We start from the raw sequence: 15221 nt of genomic DNA, 5'->3' as shown, positions 1-15221 counted from the left end.
TCGAGCGACGCGATGAGTTCCGCTGACGGAAGCCTCGCGCGAGGCGGACGCGGGTCCGCCCCGGTTCAGGCTGCCCTGGGTGGGCGCTCGATGCGGAAAGGCGTGCCGCCCTCGACTTGCTCGTCGTTCGTCACATGGCAATCGGAGGTGCGGCTGGGCGGGTCCGTCAGCCCGGGCGCGAGCGAGGACTCGAAGGCATGGCAGGCGAAGCCGCAGCAGGTTGGGGCACAGCGCTTGCCGCCGGACGCGTGATGCATGCAGCCGTCGTCATCGGGCTCGGCCGTGAACGAAACCGGGGCGTCCTCGTGCGGCCCGGTCACGCCATGGTGGTGGCGCGCCCCGCCATGCGCGTACCGCAAGCTGTCCGCGGCGCGGGACGCAGTCACGCCGATGGGTGCGGATGCGCGCCAGATGCCGGCCGGGAAGGCCGCCAGGCACGCCGCGACCATCGCGACGAGGAGGGTCCTCAACGAAAGCAAGGTTCGTCCGCTTCGAAACACGCCCGCCTGAACTGTCTCACGGCTGTGCCGGACAATGCAAGCCAGGGGCCGCGGGATCCCGGCACTCTAGCCGGTGGATCCCGCGGGCGCGTGATTCAGGCGCCCAGCGCCCGGGCTTCGTACCCGGCTTGCTTGAGGGCCGCCACCACTCGCGACGGGTCGACGGCGCCGCGGACGGTGATCTCCCGGCTGGACAGGTCGACGTCGACCCTCACGTCGCCGTCAAGACCCTGGACGGCACGGGTGACGCCCTTGGCGCAGCCGCCGCAGTTCATGTTCGACACGTGGAAACGCAGCATGACCATCTCCTCTGTAGCGCGTTCCCCACCCACATGGTCCTTCCAACGATGGGAAGGTCAAGGGCCGGCGGCCATTCGTGCGGAAGGCGCGATCCCGTTCCTATCGGTTCCGTGGTCCAGGCCGGTGGGATCGCCGGGATCCCGTTGACCTTCCCATCGTTGGAAGCCTTATCTGTCCGTGGAAGTCGAGACAGAGGAGGGCACCGACCATGGGCCAGGACGTCGTCCAAGCTTCCACTGACCATGCCGCCCCGGGACGGCAGCTCAGCCTACCGGTGGAGGGCATGAGCTGCGCATCCTGCGTCGGTCGGGTCGAGGCCGCGCTCGGTCGGCTTCCCGGCGTCGCCGAAGCGGCGGTGAACCTGGCGACGGCCCGCGCGCGTGTGCGGTTCTCCGGCGCCGCAGACCCGGCGGCCGCCGTCCACGCCATCGAGGAGGCGGGCTACGCCGTGCCGGAGGCCCGGACCGAGATCGCGGTCGACGGCATGACCTGTGCGTCCTGCGTCTCGCGCGTCGAGCAGGCCCTTGCCCGCATACCAGGGGTGACAGGCGCCGCCGTGAACTTGGCAACGGGACGCGCGACGGTGCGTCACCCGGCGGGCGCCGTGAGGGAGGCGGACCTCCTGGAGGCCGTGGAAGGGACGGGCTACGAGGCGCGCACGGTCGGGGAGGACCGGGGCACCGACCAGGCGCGCGAGGCACGCGAGGCCGAGGCGGCCGGCCTGCGCCGCGACCTCCTGCTCGCGCTCGCCCTCGCGCTCCCGCTGTTCGCCGTCGAGATGGGGTCGCACCTCGTCCCCGCGCTGCACGCGTGGGTGACGCATACCGTCGGCATGCGTGCGACCTGGACGGCCGAGGCGGCGCTCGCTGGCCTCGTCCTGTTCGGCCCAGGCTTGCGCTTCCTCAGGAAGGGCGTCCCGGCGCTGCTGCGAGGGCACCCGGACATGAACTCCCTCGTGGCGCTCGGCACGAGCGCGGCCTATGGCTACTCGCTTGTGGCGACCTTCCTTCCCGGGCTGCTGCCGGCGGGCACGGGGAACGTCTACTACGAGGCGGCAGCCGTCATCGTCTTCCTCGTCCTGCTCGGGCGCTACCTCGAAGCGCGTGCGAAGGGACGCACGGGCGCCGCCATCGAGCGGCTGATGTCGCTCGCTCCGACGACGGCGCGCGTGGTCCGGGACGGTGGCGAGGCCGAGGTGGAGGTCGCGGCCCTGCGCGTCGGGGACGTCGTCCGGGTGCGTCCAGGCGAGAGGGTCGCGGTCGACGGCGAGGTCGTCGCCGGATCCAGCCACGTGGACGAGGCGATGATCACCGGCGAACCCGTCCCAGTCGCCAAGAACACGGGCGACATGGTCGTCGGAGGCACCGTGAACGCGACCGGCGGTTTCGACTTCCGGGTCACGCGCGTGGGCGGCGACACGGTTCTCGCGCGCATCGTGCGCATGGTAGAGGAGGCGCAGGGCTCGAAGCTCCCGATCCAGGCCGCCGTCGACCGGGTGACCGGCTGGTTCGTTCCCGCCGTCATGGCGACGGCCGCCGCGACGTTCGTCGCCTGGGTCGCGTTCGGCCCGGCGCCCGCCCTCGGCCTCGCCCTGGTGAACGCCGTCGCCGTCCTGATCATCGCCTGCCCCTGCGCGATGGGCCTCGCCACGCCGACCTCGATCATGGTGGGCACGGGCCGCGCCGCCGAACTCGGCGTCCTCTTCCGCCACGGCGATGCGCTCCAGGCCCTCCGCGACGTGGGCACGGTGGCATTCGACAAGACCGGGACGCTGACGGAGGGGCGCCCGGAGCTGACCGACCTCGCGCCGGCTGCAGGGGCAGACGGTAACGAGGTGCTGGCCCTGGTCGCCGCGGTCGAGGCCCGCTCGGAGCACCCGGTCGGCACCGCCGTGGTGGAGGCGGCGAAGCGCCGCGGGCTGGCCGTCGGCCCCGTCCAGGAGTTCGAGGCTGTGCCGGGCTTCGGCGTCTCCGGCCGCGTGGCGGGCCGAAAGGTGGAGGTGGGCGCCGACCGGTTCATGGCCCGCCTCGGCTACGACGTCTCCGGCTTCGCGCCCGAGGCGGTCCGGCTCGGCGGGGAGGGCAAGAGTCCTCTCTACGCCGCGGTCGACGGCCGGCCGGTCGCCATCCTCGCCGTCGCCGACCCGGTGCGGGAGAACTCGCCGGCCGCGGTCAGGGCCCTCCGGGCGCTTGGGCTGAGGGTGGCGATGGTCACGGGCGACAACCGCCGGACCGCCGAGGCCATCGCTCGCAAGGTCGGGATCGACGAGGTCGTGGCGGAGGTGCTGCCCGACGGCAAGGTCGCGGCCGTGAAGGGGCTTCGCTCGGCCGCGGGCGGCAAGGTCGCCTTCGTCGGGGACGGCATCAACGATGCTCCCGCCCTCGCCGAGGCGGACGTCGGCCTTGCGGTGGGGACCGGGACGGACGTTGCCGTCGAGAGCGCCGGCGTCGTCCTGATGTCGGGTGACCTGCGCGGGGTCGTGAACGCGGTCGCGGTGTCGCGGGCGGTGATGCGCAACATCCGTCAGAACCTGTTCTGGGCCTTCGCCTACAACGTCGCCCTCGTCCCGGTCGCGGCGGGCGTGCTGTATCCCCTGAACGGGATGATGCTGTCACCCGTCCTGGCCGCCAGCGCGATGGCTTTGTCCAGCGTGTTCGTGGTCACGAACGCCCTGCGCCTGAGGCGCTTCTCGCCGCCGGCCATCCCGGGCCCGGCCGGCGGCGGGACGGCCGGGCACGCCCCAGTGCCGGGACGGGTGGCCCCTGCGGAGTGAGCGGAGCGTTGCCATGCTGAACATCGGGCAGGCCGCCGAGGCGTCGGGCGTCTCGGCCAAGATGATCCGGTACTACGAGAGCATAGGCTTGATCGCCAAGGCCGGGCGCTCGGCTTCCGGCTATCGGCACTACGGCGAGGCGGACGTGCACGCGCTTCGGTTCATCCGCCGTGCCCGCGACCTCGGCTTCTCCGTGGAGCAGATCTCCGGGCTGCTGGCCCTCTGGCGCGACCGGGACCGGGCGAGCGCGCAGGTCAAGGCCATGGCGCTGGAACACGTGGCGGCATTGAACAGGAAGATCGGGGAACTGCAGGCGATGGTGCGCACGCTGTCGGACCTTGCCGAGCACTGCGGCGGCGATCACCGCCCAGACTGCCCGATACTCGACGATCTCGCGGGCGCGGGCGGCGACGTGGCCGCGGCATCGCCCGCGCCGGGGCTCCGCTTCGGCGCCCGGACGCTTCGGGAGGGCAGGCGGACCAGGAAGGTCGTGTCGGCTCCGCCGGGGTGAGGTGCCACCCGAGGAACCCGCAGGACCTCGGGTGGGGCCGAGGTGGCTCCTTCGCGGACGATCGTCGAGCGGGCCATCGTACCCCGTCCGTTTCACGGCTACTCGGCTCGCCGCTCCGCGGCGGCGTGGGCGTGGAGGCGCCGCTTTCGCTCTCGACCGGCGAGCTCATCCCGACCGTCCGCGCCGCGTGCGAGACACGCGTCTCCCGCCGGGCTCACGCTGACCGGGAGCGTGGCCCGGCATCGGACGCCGTCGGTCACCGAGCGGCCGGCTCGGTGGCGCGACCGCCGCGCGCGACATGCATGGGGGCGGGCCGCGCCGAGGCGGCCCACCGGTCCAGGAAGGCCTTGAGGTGGGGACGCTGCACGCCCTCGCGCCGGAGGTAGTCGACGAGGCTGCGCATGGACGCGTCGTGCCCTGCCTCGTCGGACTGCCCGCAGAGATAGGACCACCTGATGTACAGCCCCAGGGTGTTCAGGACGTCGCACTCGCAGTAGTTCCGGACGCGCTCGATGTCGCCCTCGGCGATATGGTGCCCGACGATCGAGCCGTGCTCGCCCGCCTTCCCGGGCAGGCCCATCGCGGTCGCCATCTCGTCGAGGCCCATGCGCGTCGAGGCGCCGTGGGCCGAGAGCAGCTCCAGCAGATCGGCGTGGTACTCCTGCGAGTACCTCGCGGAGTACCCCGACCACCTGTCGCCCCGCCGGTACCAGGCACTGGCCGGGATGCCATGGACGAAGGCGCGCAACTGCAGGACGGGCACGTCGAACGACCTGCCGTTCCAGGTGACGAGCCGGTGCGCGCCGGCGTCGAAGAGCCGCCAGAACCCGCGCAGCAGGCGCTCCTCGCCCCAGGTCGCCTCGCCTCCGCTCCGGCAGTGCTCCACGACGTAGGTCTCCAAGCTCGTCGCGGGATCGGTCACGATGCGCGCCCGGGCGTAGGACACGGCCACGACGCGGTGCCAAGCGGGCTTCGGGAACTTGTCCGCGGGCCAGTCCGCCGGCACGAGCTCCGCGTCCGGGACGGTCTCGATGTCGAGGCACAGCAGCGTCGTCGGCCGAGCCGCCGGCGCGGGGCGCCCGGACGCGGCCGACCGGCCTGGAGCCGGCCGCGCCGGGACGGGGCGGCCCTGGGGTGCCGACGCGGGGAAGGGCAGGACGCCCTGGGCAGGGAACGGCATCGTGTCAGGTCTCCAGTACGAGGGCCGGATGGAAGGCTTCGAGGTCGCCGCGGCGGCCCCGCGGGTTGGCGACGACGCGGGTCCGCCCGATCCGGAGGTCCACGGATCGGGGCACGTGGCCGTGGACCCAGAGGACGGGGGCGCCCCATGCCGTCATGAGATGCTCCAGGTCGGAAGCCTGCGCGGCCGCGCCCCAATCGACCGGGAGCCCGTGCGGGGGCCTGGGCGCCAGCGAGCGGCGGCTGGGCGCGTGGTGGGTCAGGACGATGGCTCGGTCCCCGGGCCGCGTGCCGTGCACGAGCGCGACCGGGGAAGTCCCGAAGCTTCCCGACTGGACCTTGATGCTGACGAGCGCGTCCTCGATGAAGGCGCGGCTCCGGGCGTGCGCCCCGGCGGCATCGTGCGGCAGGTAGCGGGTGCGCGGGCCGAGCCGGATGCGCCGGCAGTCCGGGTGGAACCGGCGGGCGTACCCGCGGGCAAGGGTCGCCCTGTCCCGTCCCTCGATGCCCCAGTCCGTCCAAAGCGTGCTGCCCAGGACCTGGACGCCCGTCCCGCCCGCGTCCGGGATCCGGACCGCCTCGTCGGAGAGCAGGGTGATCCCGAGGCGGGAGGCGAGGATCCGGCCTTCGCGCAGGGTGTCCGCCTTGCCCCGGCCGTTCCAGAACTCCGCGTTCCCGGGAACGAGCACGACGGGCCGCTCGCCCTGGCGCCCCGCGAGGTTGTCGGCCAACCAGGACAGGGAGGAGCCCAGGTCGTTCGACACGTTCCCGGCCACCAGGAGCGCATCGAACGCGGGCAGGGGATCCGGCAGCCGGAGGGGCGCCAAGTCGACCCTGAGGTCCGACATGACCCAGACGCGCAGCTTGGCGGCCGGGAGGCTCGCGGGAACCCGCTGCGGGACCGGCGCTGGCGCGGCATGCCCGGCCGGCGGCGGGACGTGGCGCGTCATTTCCGCTTTCCCTCCGTCGCACGCCCGCCCGCCCCGTGGCCGGCCATCAACGCGCGCAGGGCGTCGCCGCCGACGACGCGGCGGTCGAGGAGTGCCTTGGCGACCGCCTGCACGGCCTCGCCGAACCGCCAGACGAGCTTCTCGGCCTCGGCCTGGAGCCGGGCGAGGTCGGCCTCGACGGCGCCGCGCAGACCGGGGTCGTCCCGGATCGAGCGCGCGACCTCCTCCATGGTGCCGCGGTAGGCGAGGGCGTCGCCGAGGCCCAGCGAGGCGTGGATGCCGGCGACGAAGGCCGTCGCCCGGGCGAGGTCCGACGCGGCGTCCCCGCCCGCGCCCGCGCTGGCCTCCCCGAGGAAGACGGCCTCGGCCGCGCGGCCGCACAGCAGGAAGATGACCATGCGCTCCAACTCGTCCCGGGTGGGGGAGGAGCCGAGGAGCGGCTTGATGCTGGTCGCGCCGGCGGAGGCGCCACGCAGGACGAGGTCGACCTGCGCGACGCGCCCGACCCGCAGGATCTCCGCTCCCACGGCGTGGGCGGCCTCGTGGAGGGCGCTGCGCGCCCGCTCCTGGTCCGAGCGCCCGTCCTCAGGCGCCACCACGCCGAAGAGGTCCTCGGCCCGCAGCGGCCGCTCCTCGGCACGGGCACGGGCCCGGGCCTCCAGGACCCAGGCGGCCACCTGCGCGCCGGTGGCGCCGAGGGCGAGTTCGCCTAGCGTGGCCAAGTCCACGTCCGCGAGTTCGGCGCCGAGGTGCTGGCGGAAGATCACGGCCAGGTCGGGTGCCCGCGGCGGCTCGATCCGGATCACCCGGTTGAGCCGTCCCGGCCGGACCAGCGCGGCGTCGAGCTTGTCCGCATGGTTGGTGGCGCCGATTATGCAAATATCGGCCGCATTGTTTGCTGTGTAGTTGTCAATCGTCAAAAGCATATGCGTTACTATAGAGTTCCAATATTCTCTGGCTCGCTCGGTCATCGTTGCCCTGTTCGGTATACTATCGATTTCGTCAAGGAAGATTATCGACGGAGCCAACGATGCAGCATGCGAGAATTCTGTATCTATCTGCTTAATAACCGCGTCGAGATAACCACTGGAGGATGAAAACCAAGCTGACACAGATGTAACGATGAGTGGCAAACCCGAGGCTCTTGCAAGCGACCTAACGTAAGTAGATTTCCCGAGGCCAGGGTCGGATGCCAGCACCACGTTCCTGTCGATGCAGCGGAAGGGGATTTCCCCCCGCTTCCAGAGGTCGAGGTCGCGAAGCAGCCTCTTGCCCCAGTCGTGGGCGGCGCCGTAGCCGCACAGGGTTTCGAAGGCGGGCGCTTCCGCGCCGGAGGCGTCGGCCACCGATTTCGCCTCCTTCGCCGCGACCAGCCGCTGGACGCACGCCCGGGCCGACGTTCCGCGGATCGCGCTGCACAGCTCCCAGTAGCCCAGCCCGGCCGCCACGCGGGCCGGCATCGCGGGCGGTCGTTGGCCGGTCGCCGACCGGATGACACGCGCGACGACGTCGTTCGAGGGGACCGACACGCGGATGCGCACGTCGACGGCGGCGATGAGCGCCGCCGGGAGGTGGCGCTCGCAGGCGTGCGACACCCCGAGCACCCGGCCACCTTGCGCGAGGACCTTGGCGACCTTGTCGTTGCCCTTGTCGGGCCGGTCCTCGGTCCGGGAGGAGCCGGTCCGGGCGAAGGTGGCCGACCATTCGCCCAGCACCCGGCACGCTTCCAGGACCGGCTCGACCCACTCGGCCGATGGGACCTCGACGACCATGGCGAGCGCTTCGGCGCGCCCCACGCGTCGCCGCGGGCGGTCGCCGAGCGCGTCCTCCACGGCGAGGCGGGCGAGGGTTTCCGTGGCAGGCATGCGCCGGCCCCGTCGGTCGGCCGGGGAGGAGGCGGCCTCCATGTCGTCGAGGTCTTCGCGCAGGAAGGCAAGGTCATGCATGTGAGGTCTCGCGCATGGGAGTCGGCACCGTCCGGGAGGGACGGCGCGGGCGTTGTTGGGGGTGTGGCCTCGATGCGGGGGGATGGTGGCAGGCGCCGGGCGGGCGAGACCGAGGGGACGGCACCGGCCGCGTGCGGCCGTGCCCGCTAGCGGCCGCCGACGTCCGCGGGGTTGCCGTCGAGGGCGCCGCGGCGTGACAGAACGGCGAGGTTGTGGGCGAGGACCAGGGCGGCGACGTCGCAACCGGCCCGCGCGTGGACGAGCAGGCAACTCATCGCGAGGTCGCCTGCGAACTCGTCCGACCCTCGGCCGTGCACGACGTCCACGGCCACGGCGACCATGGCGGCAGCGTCGCCGCTTACGGCTTTGCGCCACAGCCGATGGTGCAGCAGGACGGGGCCGGCGAGCGCCCGGCGGATCTCGTCTAGCGTCGCGGCGTCGACGGCGCCCGGGCCGAGCACGCGCCACGCGGCAAGCGGATGGCACGCGGGACGGGTGGGGAGAGGCCCCCGACGGTCCCTGAGGACCGCGTTGCAGGGCTCGTCGGCGTCGGCCGGGCGGCTGTGGGGCATGGGACCTCCGGGTCGGGCATGGCTCCGCCATCCCGGCGGACGGCCGGGCGGCGCGGGTGGATGTCTTCGGATGGGTAGAACCTGCTAGTGCAGGCCGCCGCCGTCGGAGGGGCGGGCAGGCTTGCCGAGCAGGTAGTACCGCGACAGCGTCCGCGCCCAGGTCGCGCCGTCGGACGCGTAGAGGTCGGACGTCAGGATCCGCTGGCCATCCCGGATGTTCGGATGTCCGTAGACGCGGCCGGTGACGACACGGACCTGGCGCGTCGCCTCGCTCCAGTCCTCCAGGCGGGGAGCCGATGCCAGGTCCTCCCCGGTCGGCTTCACGCCGTCGCGGATGCCCTGGAGCTCGTCGGCGAGGTCGCGGAGCCTATCCCCGGCCCCCCGCTCGTCCGGCCGGCCGGCGTTCGGGAGGACGGCGCGGAGTTCGTCGGCGAGCGAGCTCCCGTCGATGGATTCCGCATGGGGGTTCCCGGCCACGGCTCGCAGGGCGGCGAGGAGGGTCAGCCCGGCAACGAGGGTCCTCGCCGTCCGGTCCCCCTCGACGACGCGGAGCGCCTCCTTGCGGCTCAGCGCCGGAAGGACCACGGGAAGCACGCGTGCATGGCGTCCGGCTGCCATGCCGCCGAGGAGGCGCCCCACCGCGTCCTCGAAGGCCCGTGCGGCCGGGGCGCCCCCGCCTCGCCCGCATCCCAGGAGCCAGGGCGGAGCGACCTCGGCAAGAGCATCGGACACCTGGCGGCCGGCGTCCCGTTCCCCGTGCGGATCGGCGGCCAGGGCGCACGCGGCGGCATTCTCGTCGAACGGGGTCGGGCCGACGGCGACGACCGATACGTCGGCCCGCGTCCGGAAGGCCCGGTCGGCAAGGCACCGCGGCGGAAGGTCGAGCACGACGTGACGCCCCGCTCGGACCGCTTGAGCAGTTTCCCGTTCGACGAGGACGCCGGCGGCCCGCAGGGTCGATGCTTCGTGTTCCACCAGCCGCACCGCATCGGGCCGGATGGCGAGGGTGGGAAGGCGCGGCTCGCCGGGGAGCGTGACGCGCACGAGGGTCGCGGCATCGCCTGCCACGGCGTGAGCGTCGGCGAGGATGAGGGCGGCATGCGCGGCGTCCGTGCGCCCGGGGCAGCCGAAGATGGCAGCGATCAAGGAAGCCTCCGTGAAGGGGGGCGCAGCCCGACCGTCGAGCCGGTCAGGGCGTCGAGCGGTTCGGGTGATGGGCCGAGGTTGCAAGCAGGTATCAAGCACTGGCCTCAATCCAGCGCAGCCTGAGAGGTCGTGGATACGCGAGGTGAAGCGCGGCCCACGTATTCCCGTCTTGTCGACGACTTGCCGCGTTCGCTTCGGCACCTCTCCCCCTGTCCTAGGGGGAGAAATGTCGGAAGGCGGTGAGGCTAGGGGCCGCCCGTCACCCGTTCGCGAACCAAGCGTCCTCCTCGTCGCGGACGGCGCGGTGCATGCGCCTGGCGGGGGCGAGCGCGTAGTCGTCGTCCTGCCGGTCGAAATCACCGTCCAGGAGGTCTGCCGTCAGCGCCTCCAGGTCCAGGTGCTCCCGCTCGTCGACGAGGAGGGCATCGGCGAGGAGGTGCGGTGCGAGCGGGGAACGGGTCCGGTCCAGGGCTTGGCGCCGGGCGGGGCGCCCGCGGCGGCGGGCGTTCCCGGGCAGGTCGAGCGCGGCGACGGGGTGCGGGACGGGCGTGGCGCGAGCGGTCATGTCTTTCCTCCTTCAACCGGCGATGGTGCAGGTGCAGCGGGCGGGGGGGCGGAACGCGAAGCCTTCGTGGCGGGGCGCGACGGGCCTGCGCCGTGGCGCGAGGTGGCGGGCTCGCCTCGCGCGCTCGGCGCCCGCGGGGCGCGACGGCCCTGCCGGATCGGCGTCGCCACCGTCGAGGTCGCGGGCGAGGTCCAGGAGCCTGGACCGGAGCTCGACCTCCGAGGCCGTGGCCGGCCCGGCCAGGAGCGCGGCGAGGTCGGCCGGTTCGATGGAGGCCGCGCGGGGATCCTCGGCCGCCAGGCATAGGGCCGCGGCGAGGCCGGCCGCGCGGGCCGCCAGGGAAGGGCCTGGCCACCCGCGGCGGAGGTGTGCCGCCTCGTCGCAACGCAGAGGCGGCGAGGCGACGGGCAGCACGCGCAGCCCGTAGGGACGCGCACGGGCGCAGCAGGAGAGCATCCATGGAGGCTCAAGGGCGGGGTCGGGGGAGGCGCTCACGCAGGCCATCGCGTACCGGGCGACTGCCGTGGCGAGGGGCGTCGGCCCGTGGCAGACAACCGAGAGGTCGACGCTGCCGCGTACGGCGCGGTCGGCAAGGCGCGCCAGCGGCAGGGCGACCGCGAGATGGCGGTTCTCCGCGCGCGCGGCGCCCAGGGCCTTCGAGACGGCGGCGGCGGCGGGCGCGAGGTCCGGCCCCGCCTCCGCGGAGCCTGCCAGGCGTGCGAGGGCGGCTCCCGCCAAGAGGGCGGCATGGAGAGCCGACGTGTCGTCAGAGAAGAACGCGATGATCACGGGAGACCTCCGTTGGCGGCCCGCTTCACTTCTGATGTTGGAATTATAGAGGCAGGAATATTATCCCGCCATCGAAATCTCCAAACGCTAGAGGTTTGGAGCGGGGATGGTTAACGAAGCGTTGCGGCCTTGGACGCGGTTGCGCCACCTCCCTGTCCGTACGCCGGTCCGGGAAAGCGGGACGAGGTCCGTGTCATCGGCAGGTCCGCACCTCGCAACGTGGCCGCCATCGAGAGGGGGCGGCCACGTCTGCTCCAAGTTTCGCCGGTTCGGGACTTCGGTGCAGCGCAGCGCAGCACTGGGGCGGCAATTTCGGCTATCGGGAAACTTGGGGTGATAAGCCCGTTCCCCGACTAACTGTCGCGGCGGCCGGCCCGGGTTGACCCGAACCTTTCGCCGTCGGCAGGACCCGGAGCACGAGCCCCGGTCGCCGACGGTGGCCGAGGCGCGACACCGCGAGGCCGGGCACCACCGGTGCACGGCCCCCGGACCCGGGTCGCGACAAGATCCAGCATCTCGCCGGGCTTGAGCCAGCCGTAGTGCTCCACCGCCTGCTGGGCGACGTAGGAGAGCACCGCGTACGCCCCGCCGAACGTCACCATCGCCATCTTCGAGAAGAACACCGCGACGTGGCTGAAGACGTCGTTCGGCCCGACGGCGATCAGGATGGCGGCGACGGGCAGCAGCAAGATCGCGCCCCAGGTCAACAGCATCCCCAGCGTGTGCCAGGTCGCGGCCCGCTCCTGGGGGAGCTCGTGGTCGTCCAGTAGGAAGGGACCCTCGACGACCTTGCCGCCGCCCCGTGCCCGCCGACCTTGAACTGCGGTAGGCCGGCGCGACCGCCGAGGTAGCCGATCACGCCGGCCGTCAGCACGATCACCGGGAAGGGCACGTCGAGGAAGAAGATGGCCACGAACGCCGCCGCGGCGAGGCCGACCATCACCGAGCCCTTGAGCGCTCGCTTGCCGATGCGGATCACCGCCTGGAGCACGATGGCGAGCACCGCCGCCTTCAGGCCGAAGAACAGGCCCGCGACGAACCCGACGTTGCCGTAGAGCGCGTAGACCCAGCTTAAGCCCATGATGGCGACGACGCCTGGCAGGACGAACAGCCCGCCCGCGACGAGCCCGCCGCGCGTGCCATGCATCAGCCAGCCCCGTAGGTGGCGAGCTGCTGCGCCTCGGGGGCCGGGAGGAGCGTGCAGAAGTTCAGCGCGTGCAGGAAGCGGTTCTCGGAGATCCAGCGCCTCTCCTCGACCAGGATGCGGTGCATCACCGCGATCTGCCCGGCAAGCCCACCGAACGTGAGCGCGGCGACGCGGGCCCAGACTGTGGATCGTGAACCGCTCCCAGGGTGGTACGAGCGCGGCGCCGCGGCCAAGGGAGCGGCCCTGAAGCCCACCTCCCGTGAGGTCTGAGAACCGCAGCCGCCTCGTCGTCATCTCCGCCCTGGGGGTGGTGGAGATCCTCGCCTGGGGGTCGTCCTTCTACCTGCCGGCGGTGCTCGCCGGTCCCGTCGCCGGCGACACGGGTTGCCCGCTGGCCTGGGTGGCCGGCGGCCTATCCATCGGCCTTGCTGGTGGCGGCATTCGCCTCGCCCCGGGTCGGAATCGCCATCCATCGGCATGGCGGCCGGCCGGTCCTCGCATCGGCGGCCTTGCTGCTGGCGGGTGGCTACCTGGTGATCGGCCTGGCACCGAGCCTGCCGGTATTCCTCGCCGGCTGGCTCCTCCTCGGGCTCGGCATGGGCTGCGGCCTGTACGACCCGGCCTTCGCCACCCTCGGTCGGCTCTACAGCGCCGAGGCGCGCCCGGCCATCACCACGCTGACCCTCTGGGGCGGGTTTGCCAGCACCGTCTGCTGGCCGCTTTCCGCCTTCCTCGTCGAGCAGGTCGGCTGGCGGGGTGCGTGCCTCGCCTATGCCGGGCTGCATCTCGCCGTGACGCTGCCGCTGGTGCTCGGCCTGATCCAGCAGGCTCCCGCGACCGCGCCCGGCGCGGATGGCGCACGCGGACGCAACGAGCCCCTGACGCCGCGCGAGCGGCGCGCCTTCCTGCTGATGACCGGCGTGCTGGTCCTGGGCGGCGCCGTGATGGCGCTGGTCTCGGTGCACCTGATCGCGCTGCTGCAGGCGCGCGGCGTGGCGCTCGCCGCCGTATCCTACGGTGCGCTGATCGAGCCGGCCCAGGTCGGCGCCCGCGTCGTTGAGATGGCCAACGAGGGGCGCCACCACCCGCTATGGACGCTGACGGTCGCCATGGTCCTCGTGGCGCTCGGGCTTGCCATCCTGGCGGCGGGCATTCCGGCCGTCGCCGTTGCCCTGATGCTCTACGGGGCTGGCAACGGGATCTACTCCATCGCCGGAGGCACTGTGCCGCTCGCCTTGTTCGGGCCGGAGCGCTACCCAATCCTGGTGGGCCGCCTCGCCCGGCCGGGGGCCTGATCGCACAGGCGCTCGCCCCCTCGCTCGGGGCGGTGGCGCTGACCTACGGCGGCGCGGACGCGACCTACGGCCTGCTGCTGGCGCTCGCGTTGGCCAACGTCGGGCTGGCCGTAGCCTCATGGGGCGCACGGTAGGCGCGCCCCGACGCCCGACCTCGTCCGCCCGACGAGCCGGGGCCGAAAGGCGTCCCCTTTCCCCCGCCGGCCGTAGGGCGCCGCCGTGAGCCCCCGCGAGAAACGGGCCCCTGATGGGTCCCGACCGTCTCACATGCGGCGGTGGCGGTGCATATGCCGCATCATGTGGCCTTGGCGGTGGTGCCGCATCATTCGGTGGTGATGGTCGCCGTGCATCCGCTCCATACGGACGGAAACCACGTCCGGCGGCGCGACCACGGCGCCGGGCAGGCCGGGCGCGGGGGAGGCCGAGGTCGCGCCGCCGAAGGCGGCCAGGACGGCGGCAACGAGCAGGGTGTTCCTCTCCGGGTATCGGCGCGCTGGTCGTCGCCGGCGGCTCCATGCCGACCATGGACGGGCCGGCAACCGAGCAACAACCCGGCAAGCGAAGCCGTTCCGCATGCCGGCCCGCCCCGTCGGGCATGCCCGACGGGGGACCGACCATCGAGGCCTCCTAGACCGCAAGACTGGGAGCCTCGGACGCGAGTGCCTCGTTTTCGACCTGGATGGTGACGTGCTCGATGCCGTGGCGGTCCTTCACCAAGCGCCGGATCGCCCGGATCACGCCCGGGCCCGCCGCGACGTCATCCACGACCACGTGTCCGCTCATCGCGTCGAAGCCCGAGGTCAACGTCCAGGCATGCAGGTCGTAGGCGCGCCGCACGCCCGGCATACCCTCGATCCCGGCCTTCAGCGCGCCCAGGTCGACGCCCGGCGGCGTGCCTTCCAGCAGGACGTGGAGCGCCTCGCCCAGGAGGCGCCAGGTTCGGGGCACGATGAACAGGCCGATGCCGGCGCCGACGAGCGGGTCGACCCAGCGCCAGCCCGTCGCCATCACGACCAGGGCGGCGGCGATGACGCCGACCGAGCCCAGCATGTCCGAGAACACCTCGAAGTAGGCGCCCTTGACGTTGAGGCTCTCGGACGAGCCCCCGGCCAGCAGCCGCATGCTGGCGAGGTTCACGCCGAGCCCGACGAACGCCACCGCCATCATCGGCCAGCCGAGGATCTCGGTCGGCTCGACGAAGCGGCGGTACGCCTCGTAGAGGATGTAGGCCGTCACCCCGAGCAGCACGACGGCGTTCGCCAGTGCCGCCAGGATCTCGAAGCGCATGTAGCCGAAGCTCTTGCCTGGCGTCGGCGCCTTGGCCGCGTAATGGATGGCGAGCAGCGACAAGGCCAGGCCGCCGGCGTCCGTGACCATGTGGGCGGCGTCGGCCAGCAGCGCGAGGCTGCCGGTGAGCAGCCCGCCCACTACCTCGGCGGCCATGTAGGTTAAGGTCAGGGCGAGCGCCCACGCGAGGCGTCCCTTGTTCCGGCCCGCCGCCGAGCCTGACGGAATGCCGCCCCCATGCGAATGTCCGTGTCCCATGTC

The 15221-nt window shown here is 72.7% G+C and carries 12 protein-coding genes and 3 pseudogenes; 3 read left to right on the top strand and 12 right to left on the bottom strand.

Annotation, left to right across the window (positions count from 1 at the left end; translation table 11 throughout):
* Positions 1-65: 65 nt before the first annotated feature.
* Both MFF64_RS18035 and MFF64_RS18030 read right to left on the bottom strand, forming a co-directional pair.
* The gene (locus MFF64_RS18035; protein WP_135416190.1) at positions 66-470 is read right to left on the bottom strand and encodes a hypothetical protein; all 405 of its coding nucleotides are present in this window, start codon (positions 468-470) and stop codon (positions 66-68) included.
* A gap of 125 nt (positions 471-595) precedes the next feature.
* The gene (locus MFF64_RS18030; protein WP_099900565.1) at positions 596-799 is read right to left on the bottom strand and encodes a heavy-metal-associated domain-containing protein; all 204 of its coding nucleotides are present in this window, start codon (positions 797-799) and stop codon (positions 596-598) included.
* A 209-nt stretch (positions 800-1008) separates the two neighbouring features.
* On the opposite strand from MFF64_RS18030, the gene MFF64_RS18025 reads away from it, so the two are divergent.
* Positions 1009-3573 carry a heavy metal translocating P-type ATPase gene (locus MFF64_RS18025; protein WP_135416192.1) on the top strand — a complete coding sequence of 855 codons (2565 nt, stop codon included), beginning with the start codon at positions 1009-1011 and terminating at the stop codon, positions 3571-3573.
* A 16-nt stretch (positions 3574-3589) separates the two neighbouring features.
* Entirely contained in the window at positions 3590-4084 is a 495-nt protein-coding gene (gene cueR / locus MFF64_RS18020) for a Cu(I)-responsive transcriptional regulator (RefSeq protein WP_099902274.1), read from the top strand.
* Between the two features lie 256 nt (positions 4085-4340).
* Here the strand turns inward: cueR and MFF64_RS18015 are convergent, their stop codons facing one another.
* From MFF64_RS18015 to MFF64_RS17980, 9 genes and pseudogenes are all read right to left on the bottom strand, one after another.
* A complete protein-coding gene (locus tag MFF64_RS18015) occupies positions 4341-5264 on the bottom strand; it encodes a 3'-5' exonuclease (RefSeq protein ID WP_135416194.1) in 924 nt (307 codons plus the stop codon).
* Between the two features lie 4 nt (positions 5265-5268).
* Positions 5269-6213: a metallophosphoesterase family protein gene (locus MFF64_RS18010; RefSeq protein WP_135416196.1), complete on the bottom strand. Its 945-nt coding sequence runs from the start codon at positions 6211-6213 to the stop codon at positions 5269-5271.
* Positions 6210-8045 carry an AAA family ATPase gene (locus MFF64_RS18005; protein WP_238191801.1) on the bottom strand — a complete coding sequence of 612 codons (1836 nt, stop codon included), beginning with the start codon at positions 8043-8045 and terminating at the stop codon, positions 6210-6212. Before MFF64_RS18005 ends, MFF64_RS18010 begins: the two co-directional genes overlap by 4 nt.
* Positions 8046-8305: 260 nt before the next feature.
* The gene (locus MFF64_RS37855) at positions 8306-8434 is read right to left on the bottom strand and encodes a hypothetical protein (RefSeq protein WP_273557157.1); all 129 of its coding nucleotides are present in this window, start codon (positions 8432-8434) and stop codon (positions 8306-8308) included.
* A 381-nt stretch (positions 8435-8815) separates the two neighbouring features.
* Entirely contained in the window at positions 8816-9877 is a 1062-nt protein-coding gene (locus MFF64_RS18000; protein WP_135416202.1) for a hypothetical protein, read from the bottom strand.
* Between the two features lie 259 nt (positions 9878-10136).
* The gene (locus MFF64_RS17995; protein WP_135416204.1) at positions 10137-10442 is read right to left on the bottom strand and encodes a hypothetical protein; all 306 of its coding nucleotides are present in this window, start codon (positions 10440-10442) and stop codon (positions 10137-10139) included.
* 12 nt (positions 10443-10454) lie between these two features.
* A complete protein-coding gene (locus MFF64_RS17990; RefSeq protein WP_135416206.1) occupies positions 10455-11231 on the bottom strand; it encodes a hypothetical protein in 777 nt (258 codons plus the stop codon).
* Positions 11232-11737: 506 nt separating this feature from the next.
* Positions 11738-11854: pseudogene (locus MFF64_RS38615) on the bottom strand (chromate transporter); the annotation flags it as partial.
* Between the two features lie 80 nt (positions 11855-11934).
* Positions 11935-12503, bottom strand: a pseudogene (locus MFF64_RS17980) (chromate transporter).
* A gap of 134 nt (positions 12504-12637) precedes the next feature.
* Between MFF64_RS17980 and MFF64_RS17975 the strand changes: the two are divergent.
* Positions 12638-13807 (top strand): annotated as a pseudogene (locus tag MFF64_RS17975) (MFS transporter).
* A 493-nt stretch (positions 13808-14300) separates the two neighbouring features.
* Here MFF64_RS17975 and MFF64_RS17970 read toward each other — a convergent pair.
* Entirely contained in the window at positions 14301-15218 is a 918-nt protein-coding gene (locus tag MFF64_RS17970) for a cation diffusion facilitator family transporter (protein WP_135416208.1), read from the bottom strand.
* Between the last annotated feature and the right edge of the window lie 3 nt (positions 15219-15221).

It is taken from the genome of Methylobacterium frigidaeris (assembly GCF_022179185.1).
GTDB lineage: Bacteria > Pseudomonadota > Alphaproteobacteria > Rhizobiales > Beijerinckiaceae > Methylobacterium > Methylobacterium frigidaeris.
This window is presented reverse-complemented; position numbering and strand designations above follow the sequence as displayed.

Excerpts from the sequence above, each read along its gene's own strand:
- MFF64_RS18030 (WP_099900565.1), bottom strand. The coding sequence starts at position 799 with ATGCTGCGTTTCCACGTGTCGAACATGAACTGCGGCGGCTGCGCCAAG.
- MFF64_RS17995 (WP_135416204.1), bottom strand. The coding sequence starts at position 10,442 with ATGACCGCTCGCGCCACGCCCGTCCCGCACCCCGTCGCCGCGCTCGAC.
- MFF64_RS18015 (WP_135416194.1), bottom strand. The coding sequence starts at position 5,264 with ATGCCGTTCCCTGCCCAGGGCGTCCTGCCCTTCCCCGCGTCGGCACCC.
- MFF64_RS18025 (WP_135416192.1), top strand. The coding sequence starts at position 1,009 with ATGGGCCAGGACGTCGTCCAAGCTTCCACTGACCATGCCGCCCCGGGA.
- MFF64_RS18010 (WP_135416196.1), bottom strand. The coding sequence starts at position 6,213 with ATGACGCGCCACGTCCCGCCGCCGGCCGGGCATGCCGCGCCAGCGCCG.
- MFF64_RS37855 (WP_273557157.1), bottom strand. The coding sequence starts at position 8,434 with ATGAGTTGCCTGCTCGTCCACGCGCGGGCCGGTTGCGACGTCGCCGCC.
- MFF64_RS17970 (WP_135416208.1), bottom strand. The coding sequence starts at position 15,218 with ATGGGACACGGACATTCGCATGGGGGCGGCATTCCGTCAGGCTCGGCG.